This is a genomic window from Pseudarthrobacter sp. MDT3-1 (assembly GCF_054510755.1).
On record NZ_JBTNDX010000051.1, the window covers coordinates 1 to 11490 of the forward strand.

The window sequence follows — 11490 nt, forward strand, 5'->3', positions numbered from 1 at the left end:
AAACTGGACTAGACATAATGATTAGATTCCTGGTTCTCGCCCCACGCGATCAAGCGGACTTGCTATGACCCAGTGGCACCGTTCCAGCCTGACACGTAGGGCTTCGGCCTCTCGGTGCCCGTCGAACGGGATACCACAATTCTCACGCGAACGGGCGTGGGCGGCGGAACCCGAGCGTTCTTCTCGCCGGAGCAAACATCCGGCATGAAGGATGTGAAGGAGCCTGCGGATGTCTACTCCCTCGGAAAACTTGCTCAGTACCTGACGGAAGGTGTGTGGCCGGACTTCGCTCCAGTCTTGACCAACCCAATACGGGGGATAATCACGAAGACTACTAACATGCAGCCGGAGAAGCGGTATGGGAGTGCCAAGGAGCTTGAACAAGCTCTGATTGATGTCATTAGCGTTCCCGCTGCATCGACGAAGACGGACGCTGACTTGCAGGATGAGTTCGTGGCTACCCTGCGCGAGGGCAGCATCGGCGCTAAAGCGCTGATGTTGCTGGAATGGCTGAAGAACCTGGACCCGGCAGACATTGGTGTTGATCTCTACTACCTCAACACGATGCCGAAGTTGTACAACTCAGACATTCAAACCATGTGGAATGCGGATGCGGAGGGTTTCACTAAAGCCTTCGGTAACTTTTGCTCCATAGCGCTCAACTTCGAGTCCTTCCGTTTTCAGGATGTTGACGAGCCGGGGCGGTTCGCTGAACGTGCGGCTCAGACCACTAACTCTCCCGCGATCAGAAGCCACGCAATCGAACTTCTGGCACGCCTTGGCCGGGATATGAACCGCTGGCTGCTGAGGGAGCTTGCCGTCAAGCTCGTCAGGGGCGTCAGGCCTGGACCTATGGCGGATGCCGTGGTTGAGGGCTTTACCCAAGCTGGCCCGGGTCCGACTATGTGGACTCTGCGTGATTACAACCTTGATCAACTTGACGCTGTGACGAGGAACAGGGTGAGGGCGTTGGTTGCCCGGGCGGAGGCAAGTCTCATCTAGCATCAACTTCGGTGGTGTTACTACCGTCGGCTGGCACTGTTTGGTCAGCACAGAACCGAATGGGAAATTGCGCCGCCGTCATGTCACGCCCGTCGGGTCAGTCGACTGGCAGTGGCGTCGCCGACCAGTACACGGTGTGTGCGGTCGGATAGGGCCGCCTCCTCGTGCGTGGCGCGAAGTCTGCATCCGAAGCGTCTACTATCCGCAGCTGTCCGCCCACTTCCATCATTCTCGCCAGATCGGAACCGCTTAAGTTCTCGACCAGCCTTTTCCGTACTGGCTCGGTCACGTCGAAGAGGAGGTCGTCCACTACTCCAACGAGCTCGCGAAAACAATCAACCAGCCTGGGAGGCAGCGTCTGCGACACAGTTGTTGCCGCCACGTCCCGCACTCGAAGAGTTGCAGAATCGAGGAAACCCACCGGGAAGGTTGTCGCTAGGTTCGACTGGGAATGTGCAATCGTGGTGTTCCTAAATGCCCCGACCAGCGCATGAATGTCTGAGAGCTCGGCCGGGATGACGATGTGGGCGGTCAATGCTTTCCGAACTTTCGAGGGGAAATAGGTGCGGCAGTATGCTACGACCGCGAAGGCAATCAGGTAGGCTGCCGCGTCCTCGAGCTGAGAGCCCTCGCCGCGCGAATTGATCGCGAGATCGAGGGCATGACGAGCCTCTGCGAGATCCGCCCCGTAACTCGACAGCTCGACGAACAGTCGAGCGTCTGCGGAGTCGGGTACCGTCACTACCTTGAAAATTGGTTCGTCAGCGCTGTTCACAGAACCATCATCGCCGACGTCGACCATCCCGGCGTCCGTCGGCTGTCACGCATTGTGGGGCGGTCAGTCAGGTTGCGGTGTGTGCCTTGAAGGCGTGTGGGAACTTCGCGGCCGCAGAACCTGGCGCTGCACCGTCGGGTCGGCCGCCAGGGTCGATGGAACGACCATAGATGTGTCTTCCCCGTCGGAAGCGACCGCGTCGCGGCGGAGGTCCGCGTCCGGGCATGGCAAACGGTTTTCCGGGGCTATCGACCCATGGGTCGCCGACCGCCCCGGTAAGGGGAAGTCTTGGCAGCTGAATCTGGCGGGAGAAGAAGCTGGCTGATCGGTACATCCAGAACGTCGGCGATATCCCAAAGGCGCTCGTACGCCACGCTCTTCCGGCCCCACTCGATGCCGATGATCATATTTCTGCTCAAGCCAGACTCCAGGGCCAACGCTTCTTGGGAGAGTGCTTGCTCCAGTCGGAGCTCTCGAATTCGCGCCCCGACCATTGCCCGACGTTCACCCCACCGAAGCGTCTGCTCCTGAGAGGACTGGTGCGGGCGAGTGGGCATAGATCAATGCCAACCAATAATGTCAGGCTTGTCTGCTCTACTAGTGATACATGCACCGGATGGTGCTCGCCTACACGATGTGAGCGGACGATGAAGACACCACAACCGGGGAAGAGAACTCCTCCTGTCACGGAGGGTGCCGTGGGATCTAAGCCAACGGAATCCAAGGAACGCAGCAGACTTGGACCCAGATCGGATAGTGATCATCCCGTCGCGCGACCCCCGGGAAGGTCAGATCGTGAGCGCTTCTACGATAAGACGCGCCCGGGAGAGGGTGGGTGCTTGCTTTGGACTGCGGGCAAGACCGCAAGTGGACATGGGAAGTTCCAGTTTCACGGTAAGACCATGATTGCCCACCGCATGGCATGGTTTTTCGAGCACGGCGAGATTCTTTCCGGGGACCAATTGGTATTGCACTCATGCAACGTCCCCTCATGCGTGGAAGTCTCCCACCTGAGGCTAGGAACGCATGCGGAGAACATGGCAGATAGGGTGGCCGCTGGCAATTATGCCGCCACTCGGGGCATGAGCTGTTCATTCGCCAGATTTACCGACGAAGAAGTCGCCCGCATGCGTGAAGTGATCGCGGAAGGAATGAAGCAGCGCGAGATTGCTGCGCTCTTCGGCTGCACCCAGTCGTATATTTCTGCGATTGCCCGAGGAAAAATCCGCGCCCACCCGACCAGCGAACCATCGCCGTACATCCTCGCCCAACGGGAGCGGGAGGCCAGGGCCAATGCCAACCGGCTGAGAATCGATGAGATCCTCTCTGTCGTCCACCCGGACGATGAGATCGTCGGCGAGGAATGGCGGCCAACACCGTTCGAAGGCTATTTGGTCAGCTCCCTCGGTAGAGTCCGCGGGAGGACGATGATTATCCTCAAGCCGTTCATCAAGGAGGGCGATTACGCTATCGTCCACTGCGGGAGCCGGAATCCCCAAGCGGTGCACATCCTAGTGTGCGAGGCGTGGCACGGTCCCCGGCCGGCGCCCGGAATGCATGCCGCCCACAGGAACGGGGATTCGATGGACAACACACCCGACAATCTTCGCTGGGCCACGCCGGCAGAAAATGGTTACGACAGGGTCCAGCATGGAACAGTGCAACGAGGCGAGACACACTACCGCGCAAGGCTGACGCAGGAACAAGTCAACGACATTCGAGCCCAACTACCGGGCACCCGGGGAATAATAGCTCGTCTGGCCAGGGAATACGGCGTGGTCCATGGCACCATAAGGGCCATCCGGGACAACCTCACTTGGCGAGAACTAAACGCATGATGGACTTAGCGGCTTGGTCTCACCTGCGTCTCCGGCCTCGAGGCAATGCACGATCTGGCGCGCCTACGTCTCTTGCGGGCGCATAGACGGTGCTTCGCAGATTCACCTGCGTCTCTTGCGCGCGTTAATGGCTCGTTTTGAGCCCACCTCCGCGGCTTATGAAGCGGATCCCTGGCCTTCGCGTTCTTCTGCCGACGGCTCTGGACCCCTCCGGCCTCTCGTGCCTGCACGAGCGAGCAGGCCGCCCAACCGGCGACGCGCCCACAGCCGGAAAACCCCAACCTGGGATCAGGCCCGACCTCCGGTGCGGGCGTGCCGAGGCGTTGTCGAGAATCCCAAGCACCTCCCCATCCAGACGCAGTGAGGCCACGACCGCCGGCAACCCCTCGCCTGGGTTCTCCACCACGATGGGACTGTCCCGTGGCATGCGCTTCAGCCTCATGGACACAAGGTCCAGTGCAAAGATGGTGCTCTCGGTCTCAACGATCACAGTTCTCCTCCGTCAGTCCATCATGTCTTTGTGATAGGTGATGTACTCCGCTGCGGCTAGCAGCCGGTCGGCATCGTCATTGAACATGCCCATGCCAGTGTTGCAAGGCCTACACACCAGCCCCCGCACCTTCCCGGTAATGTGACAGTGATCGACGTGCAGTGGACGCAACTTCTCGCATACGGCGCACAGGTTGTGCTGGTCCAGGAGCATCGCCGCATACTCGACGGCCGTGATGCCGTAGAGCCGGCCAATGCGTGCGGCAAACACCGGGTCCACACTGGCCACTGTGCAGCGCGTGCACATGACCAGCGCTACGCCACGGGCAAAGAAGTCAGCCAGGGGTTGGAATCGCCCGCAGCTATGGCATTGGATAGTCCCACGCGCAGGCATCCTACCTCCCCGTTCCGAGGAGCGAAACCACCCGCTCCATCTGCTTGCTATCTTCCTCAGAGTGGGGCGTGCGCCCCATCACCTGTGATCAGAGTACGGGCAAGACCTGCCACGGTGGGCCGACGTGTGCCAAAGTCGCCCGCTGCGGGTTCCTGGACAGCTCACTCCCCTCAGACCCCTGGGGGGAGACCCAAAAGCGCTCACTGCGCCTTCCCGGCCGTGGTAGCGCCCACGGTGCCGTACGGGATAGAAACTAATAAGTATGATTTATTATTTCGGCTTTTCTGGCGGGGCGAACGACGCCCCGCCGGCACCTGGCTCTTTCCTTCACGGACCTGTCGGCCCACAAGGCCGACAGGTCAGGAATCGGACCTGGTCTGGTCCGCGACACTTGGCGTGTCGTGGACGCTTCAACACCTTGCGTACTTGTTGCCCTTGGAGGGCAACCGTGCCATTTATATTGAGCCAGCGGAGCGGTGGTCGCCTAAGCGACCCCATAGCCGTTGAGTTTTTTTGTGTCATTGGTCCAGGGAAGATTTCGGCGTCAGGGCGCACCGGGCAACAGCGCCCTGACGCCGCCAACGGCCATAAGGTTCGCAAGCCTTCCGGCTATAGCTCGCCTTATTTAGAATACGGTGGGTCAAAACGGCGGCCTGCCGTCACCCCAGGGAGGAAGAATCGGCCCTTCGCCGTCAAGGCTCTCCCACCAGACGATGTCATCAGGCGTCCAAACGTGCCATCCGCCCTTTGGTTCTCCCCACACCGTTTCGTCCGCCGAGCAGTCGGTCCCGGGAATAAGGAACGTATGGAGGGAGGTGTTGTTCCACCTTTGTCTGCTCGCCAGAAGTCCCGAGGTCCGGGCCTGTTGCCAATGCGCGGTGATTGTGGCTTCGCGACGCACCCCGGTGACATGGCACAGCGTCTCCCGGTCAACGCTGGTGTGGCGCGCACCCGCCCCGGCGACCATGGCTCGAAGAGTCGCCTTAACGGGGCATGCTACTGACGACTCATCGATTGCCAGTACGTAGCCCGCGAGCGTCCACGACACAAGCCTGAGTTTTGCGGCCGCCCGCCGAGCCACGTACATGGTCCGGATGCTCCTTACTGCCTCCTCGGCTTCGGCGGGGGTGTGAAAGTTTGGATCAGACAAGTAGTCTCCGGTTGAGGGGGTGGCTATCGGATCCGCGGCCAGGCGGGGAGGGGCTCAAGGCGAACGGGCAGCACTATTGCGGCGCAGAGACATCATTGTGGTTATCACCGCCACTGAGGGGCAGCAAATTATCGGAACTCCCGGACTCTGACCCGGTCATGGTGAGCTTCGGCTATTACTTAGAGGCCCGGTAATGGTGACTGCACGCCGTGGTCCGCCGGCATCATCCAGCATTGGAAGGACAAGGCCTCCCCCGCCATGCGCTCGTCCGGTTTCACGCACTGCTTCGCGGCCGGTCAACAACCCGCCAGCGGGCCTTTGGTGACGCTGTCGCCGACGAGGGACTTCTGCTGCCTCGCACCAGCACCGTTGTCAGAAATGCTCCGTGCAGGGCCTGTCGTGTGGCTTTCTGGCACTTATCGAGGGAGAAGGTTTCGCGCCACCGCGGGAGGGTCCGGGCACAGCCAGGTGGGCGACTCCGACACCGCTGGCTGGAGGCCATGCACATGTTTCCCTTCGGCCCTGCCAAGCCAAGTGTGCCGGGAAGCCGCTTCGCCAACGGCAACATTGTTATTGTGCCGTTGGGGCGCGACGGCGTGAGCCGAATCGTGCTCGCCACTTTCATGGGGGAAAGGCAACGGCCCGAAGAACCGGAATAACGTCGGCCCATTCCTTCATTCCGCAGCTGTTCAACGCCGGAGCCGTGGGGCGTTTCTATTGACGCTGTCAGGCGGGGACGGACTCCGGGAGCCGTGCATGGCTACCGTTGTCAGAATTTCCCCGTACAAGGCCGCTACTGACCCATGTCGGGGCGGAGCCCGAGTGAGAACTTGGCCCCGCTACGCGGTGAGGAGGAGCTCCACTTTCCTGGCCTGGCGCGAGGAAACCTATCAACGATCGGCTGGCACACGTGGCAGGGCGGCTTGGTGACCCTGGAGAACCCCAGCTGGTGTCCCCACGCAGCCTGCGCTGCGCAAGCGCGGCAAAGTCCGAGACCCACATAGTGGGTCTTTGTGGAATCAAAGGTCCTCGTCTGCCGGAGTGTTTCAACCCGGTCCTGGGCGGAGCGGGACGTAGAAGCTTTCATGGTGACCTCGGGTTCTTGTTTGTCGGGTTGGTTGCATTGACGCTGAGCAATGCATGGAATGTTGAGTTACGCGGAGCTTGCTCCGCCCTCCGGGCTGCGCGGCGCTCGCTTGCCTTCACAGCCGAATCGATGGTTCGGTCGCGGACCGACGCGGATGACCTTGCCCTCACGGCAAGGGTCATCTCTTTCCTTGACCAGGCAATAGTTGGCTAGGAACGGAGTTGCCTGGTTCGCCATTCCATCGGAGAGGCGCCCCTTGTTTTAGGCAAGGGGCACCAACAGTTCATCCGCACAGTGCAGGACCGGTGGAGACGTAGTTGCCATTGAGGTAGTTGTTGATGAGGTAGAACTCCTTGAGGTCGTTCTACCTGAGGTAGTTATTGGTGAGGTAGTTAGGGAGTGGTTTTTTCGGAGGCCCGGGAGCATAAATCCCGCATAGGGGAGGATGGCTTCGTGCGGTAGCCCCCGGGGTATGTTGCGATCCCCCGGTTGGCGTTATCGGGGTACCGCCCATGCGATTTCGGGGTGAGGTTAGCGTGCCTCGGGAAGATCCCCGCCTGCGCGCCAGCGCTCAAACTCCACTCGCCACTGCGGCAACTCCGTTTCGGTGCCGGCGACCGGGGGCACCGGGGCTTCTGCCGCCGCAGGGGCAGGGATGGTGATGTAGTAGTCGACCGAGCTGTTGAACTTTCGGTCCTTGCGCAGGTACCCCTCTGCCTCGGCAACGCCCGTGTGCTTTGAAACGGTTTCCTCGGACAGACCAACCGCCTCAGCGATCCTTTTCCGGGTCGGGTAGGCCCGACCCGTCTTGTTATTGGCAAAGGTGGCAATCGCCCAGCAGGTCGCCTTGACCCCCGAGGGCAGACCGGACTCCCGAATTGCTACCGCGTACTGCAAGGGACGCGACGGCTGGCTCGGTACTACGCTCACAGTTCCGCCTCCGGAATAAGCAGCGACCAGCCGTAGACAAACCGGTCGTCGGCGTCGCGGTCAAGGTATCCCTCCAACGCGAATTCTGACATGGTCTCGAACACCGCGAGATCCCTCCTGTCGCGCCCAAGCGCGGCGTTGATGCGCTGCCAGTCAGTGAAGGCAACGCGGCCGGTACCAACGAAACGGGCCATCACGCTCGCCACTTCGGGCGCATCGGACGGCAGGCTGCCGTCGCTGGCGATCGCGTGGAGCCAGAGGGTAAGGAACGGGTTCATCGCGGAGAACGCGGAGCTGTTGGCGCCGTCCACTTCGGCAGTCGGCGGTTCGGCTGTCTGCGGCGTAGGAACGGCCTCAGGTGACGTCGGTTCAGTGAATGTGGACATGAATATCTCCATTTGTTGGGCGGAAAAGGACAGGAGTGTGGGCATCAGAGGCCCGGGAAGTGGGAAATGGCCGTAATAGGTGACGCTGCATGGACTGACCAGACTGTTTGTAGGTCAGCCGATGAACGGCATCTGACCGCCGGGTTCGGCATCATCCCCGGACAAGAAGTAGCCCAGGCCGCCTGCATGGCTGCAGTGTGAACGCTGTTAGCAATGACGTTGCTGCTGCCGTACGGCAGGTCGCCGGCAGCGGCACGGTCACTGTTCACGACGCCCGCTGCTGGCGGGCCCAGTTCACGACGTCGTCGATGGAATAGCGGCACTGCGCTCCAAATTTGTGAAACCGCGGCCCCATGGCGCGGCCCGACTGGGCCAGCCATTTTTCGGAGACGTTGAGGTAGGCGGCCACCTGCTTCCTCGTCAGGTATGGGGAAGTCGGATCCGGAGCAGTTCCTGACGGTGTCGGAGGCGAATTCCGTGCTGAGCGATCGTTCAACTTGAGTCCTTTCATCTACCAGAGCACAGTTCGGCTGGCAGCCAATCTGTTTAATGAAATGAACCTTACACCGTTTGCTTGCCATGTCAACAGTGCTCAACACCTTTTACCTGCCATCTAATCCGTGCTACCGTCGTCGCATGACGACATCGGCACTTCCCCAGCTCTCCCCCAACGTTGTATATCTTGGGAGCCCAGATGGCCCCGAAGAGAGGCCGGGCGAGGACGGCAGTACCGTTTTGTTCGCCACGTACAGGGTCAATGGCCTCGACGTCGAGATCGGCTGGATTGTGGGCAACCCGATGGGAAACTTCCGCGAACCCAACCAGCTGAAAATCGACTTTGAATCCATGCACTACGGGCTCACGCCGCCAGGTGAACGCCAGACCGAAGCCTGGGACGGGATCACGACCTCGGTCCTTCGCGCCATGCCCATGGCGCATGCCCGCGCGCTGATGCGCGACCGGCACGAGCAGTTATCCGTCGTCGACGTTCGCAGGGACATCACCCCGTTGCCGTCGCGGGTCGAGACTGATCGGGATTACGTTCACGTAGCAACGGCCTACGTAGCCCTTGGTGCCGTGTCGGTGGAACCAATAAAGCGGCTGGCGGAGTGGACGGGAGAAAGCGTCGACACCTGGTCTGCGCGGCTCCGGCGCGCTCGGGCCAAAGGAATCCTCGAGGGCACGGGCCGCAATGCGGCTATCACTTCAGCCTTCCAGGATCAATCGAACGAGATCTGGTCCGAGATGCGGGAACGGAGAGGTAGGACGGCTGGCGACTAGCCGGCCCACGAACGGGACTCGACGTTAAAAAAGGGGACTCGCGAGCAAGGCTGGTGACCGGTCGGTGACGGTGGCCTGCGGCTGTTGACCGCGATGGCGAACCTTTCGTGCGTAATGTCTGCCTTTTATAGACACTGTCACCTAGGCTTGCTGCATGGCGATAACGGATCTCAAGGTAGACGGCGCGTGGAAGCCCGGCGCGAGGTCTAAGCGATGGCAGGTAGACTGGCTGGCCGACGACCCGGTAAAGGGCAAGGTGCGCCGCCGAAAACGCTTTTCCACCAAGGTCGAAGCCGAAGATTTCCAGGCATCGACCAGGCAGGCCATTCGCTCGGGTTCGTGGGTAGACCCGAAGCTCGCCGACAAGATGACAGTGGGCAAGTTGGCCCTTGAATGGCTGGACAGGGTCAAGACCGTGGGGGCTAACGGTCGACGGCCGGTGACCCCCAAAACTTACGACAATTACTTTCGTCTCTACGAAAATTACATCGAGCCACGATGGGGCATAACTCGCGTGTCCAACGTCGACTACGATGCCACTAGTGAATGGATTACCTCACTCAAGGGAATGGACGGCAAGCCCGCCGGCGCCCGAACGCGGGAACTCGTCAGCAAGGTTTTTGGTCGCATCATGGGCTACGCGGTCAGGAAGCGCCTACTGCTAGCCAACCCCGCGAAGGATCCCACCGGTCGCGCCGACTACATTCCCGACGCCCGACCCGTCAAGCGCCACACGTACCTCACCATGAAGCAACTTGCCGCCATCTCCCACGAGGCCGGGGACGGCGCTCTCATGGTGATGCTGGCGGGAACATGCGGGCTGCGGTGGGGAGAAGTAACTGCACTCACCGTGGGCAACGTGCGACTGGGCGACAAACCGATGCTGGCCGTGACCCAGGCCTACAGCGAAGTCTCTGGCAAGCTGATCCTCGGCCCGACCAAGGGTGGCGAGGACCGGCAGGTCCCCATCCCCCGGCTAATCGCTGATCGGCTAAGAGAAGCTGTCGAAGGGGCGCCCTCAACCGCGAGGGTCTTTCAGAGCCCGCGAGGTACCGTGCTTCGAAATGGCAACTTCACAAAGAACGTCTACAAGCCCGCTATCAAACGGGCGGCAGCCGGCGACACCGACTTCCCATCGCCAACTTTCCACGATCTGCGGCATACCGCCGTCTCCCTGGCGATCAGCGCTGGCGCCAACGTCAAGGTGGTCCAGCGCATAGCTGGCCACGCGTCCGCCACCCTGACGCTGGACACTTATGCCGGCCTCTTTGACGACGATCTCCACGACAGTGCTAGCCGGCTAAATGACCTACTTCAGGGCATGGATTGGCGCTGAACGCTGGACTCCATGTCACTTTGATGTCACCTATTGGGCACAGGACTCAATGCCGGCAAGGTAAAAACTACTGCCTCCGGAGCAGAAGGTCGTTGGTTCGATTCCAATCGAGGGCACATATGAAACCCCCGCCGCTTGCAAAAGCGGCGGGGGTTTCTGCGTTCCTCCCCCCACAGGCGCGAGCGGATCCTCACAGACACTTGAGGCCCTGCCGAGCTGGGCAGCCGGACACATGAGGCCCTACCGAGCTGGCGCGGCCGGACACCGGCCGCATGTTTATTGCGACGGGCTGTGGCACGCCGGTTTATTGCGGCGCGGCTGTGGCACTCCGGCTTGTCGGACTCCGCGGCTGACGCTGCGCCTCAATACCCAGCCCGCGACATGGCCCGCGCTAAGGCGGCGTGGTGCATAAGGCTCCTGTTGTTTCCGGTGCTGGCAACGTCGGTGGTTCCCAGTCGGGGTGTTCGCTCGCGTAGTGCCGTCCGGTGGGTGAGATCCAACCGGGTGGTTCATTCTTGCCCGCGGTGGTGGGTTTCCATGCGGTGGTGTGTCTGAGCCGGTGGTGTTTGTGGCACGGCTGGCCGAGATTACTGATCCCGTTGGTGCCGCCGTGGCCCCAGGCGAGGATATGGTCGGCTTCGTTGTCGAGGGAGTGGTTGCTGCAGCCGGGGAACGGGCATTTCCCGTCGCGCAACCTGAGCCATTGGCGTTGGGCTTTCGTGAGCCGGTAGCTGGTCCGGCCGATCTCGAGCGGTGCGCCATCGCGGGGATCGATCAGGACGCGGTGGAAGGATTCGGCACCGTCGGCGATCAGGTGGCGGG

11 protein-coding genes are annotated in these 11490 nt (G+C 61.2%); 4 read left to right on the forward strand and 7 right to left on the reverse strand.

Annotation, left to right across the window (positions count from 1 at the left end; all coding sequences use genetic code 11):
• Window positions 1-204: 204 nt before the first annotated feature.
• Entirely contained in the window at window positions 205-1002 is a 798-nt protein-coding gene (locus tag ACX80X_RS20640) for a hypothetical protein (protein WP_459313214.1), read from the forward strand.
• 97 nt (window positions 1003-1099) lie between these two features.
• Here ACX80X_RS20640 and ACX80X_RS20645 read toward each other — a convergent pair whose 3' ends face one another.
• Together ACX80X_RS20645 and ACX80X_RS20650 are read right to left on the reverse strand one after the other, a co-directional pair.
• Window positions 1100-1804 carry a hypothetical protein gene (locus ACX80X_RS20645; protein ID WP_459313216.1) on the reverse strand — a complete coding sequence of 235 codons (705 nt, stop codon included), beginning with the start codon at window positions 1802-1804 and terminating at the stop codon, window positions 1100-1102.
• 218 nt (window positions 1805-2022) lie between these two features.
• Complete coding sequence (locus ACX80X_RS20650) at window positions 2023-2334, reverse strand: helix-turn-helix domain-containing protein (RefSeq protein ID WP_459313218.1); 312 nt, start codon at window positions 2332-2334, stop codon at window positions 2023-2025.
• Between the two features lie 345 nt (window positions 2335-2679).
• On the opposite strand from ACX80X_RS20650, the gene ACX80X_RS20655 reads away from it, so the two are divergent.
• Window positions 2680-3615 (forward strand): HNH endonuclease, encoded by a 936-nt coding sequence (locus ACX80X_RS20655; RefSeq protein ID WP_459313220.1) that lies wholly within the window; start codon window positions 2680-2682, stop codon window positions 3613-3615.
• A 502-nt stretch (window positions 3616-4117) separates the two neighbouring features.
• On the opposite strand, the gene ACX80X_RS20660 is transcribed toward ACX80X_RS20655, so the two are convergent.
• The 4 genes from ACX80X_RS20660 to ACX80X_RS20675 all read right to left on the reverse strand — a co-directional run bounded on the left by ACX80X_RS20660 (window position 4118) and on the right by ACX80X_RS20675 (window position 8460).
• Window positions 4118-4384 carry an endonuclease VII domain-containing protein gene (locus ACX80X_RS20660; RefSeq protein WP_459313222.1) on the reverse strand — a complete coding sequence of 89 codons (267 nt, stop codon included), beginning with the start codon at window positions 4382-4384 and terminating at the stop codon, window positions 4118-4120.
• Between the two features lie 2882 nt (window positions 4385-7266).
• Complete coding sequence (locus ACX80X_RS20665) at window positions 7267-7665, reverse strand: helix-turn-helix domain-containing protein (protein WP_459313224.1); 399 nt, start codon at window positions 7663-7665, stop codon at window positions 7267-7269.
• The gene (locus tag ACX80X_RS20670) at window positions 7662-8051 is read right to left on the reverse strand and encodes a hypothetical protein (RefSeq protein ID WP_459313226.1); all 390 of its coding nucleotides are present in this window, start codon (window positions 8049-8051) and stop codon (window positions 7662-7664) included. Before ACX80X_RS20670 ends, ACX80X_RS20665 begins: the two co-directional genes overlap by 4 nt.
• Before the next feature lie 265 nt (window positions 8052-8316).
• Window positions 8317-8460 carry a hypothetical protein gene (locus ACX80X_RS20675; protein ID WP_459313228.1) on the reverse strand — a complete coding sequence of 48 codons (144 nt, stop codon included), beginning with the start codon at window positions 8458-8460 and terminating at the stop codon, window positions 8317-8319.
• Window positions 8461-8687: 227 nt separating this feature from the next.
• On the opposite strand from ACX80X_RS20675, the gene ACX80X_RS20680 reads away from it, so the two are divergent.
• The gene (locus tag ACX80X_RS20680) at window positions 8688-9332 is read left to right on the forward strand and encodes a hypothetical protein (RefSeq protein ID WP_459313230.1); all 645 of its coding nucleotides are present in this window, start codon (window positions 8688-8690) and stop codon (window positions 9330-9332) included.
• A 154-nt stretch (window positions 9333-9486) separates the two neighbouring features.
• Window positions 9487-10668, forward strand: coding sequence for a tyrosine-type recombinase/integrase (locus ACX80X_RS20685; RefSeq protein WP_459313232.1), 1182 nt, complete (start codon window positions 9487-9489; stop codon window positions 10666-10668).
• 391 nt (window positions 10669-11059) lie between these two features.
• Here ACX80X_RS20685 and ACX80X_RS20690 read toward each other — a convergent pair.
• Window positions 11060-11490, reverse strand: a 431-nt coding sequence (locus ACX80X_RS20690) for an HNH endonuclease signature motif containing protein (RefSeq protein ID WP_252613422.1), incomplete at its 5' end; no start/stop codon positions are given.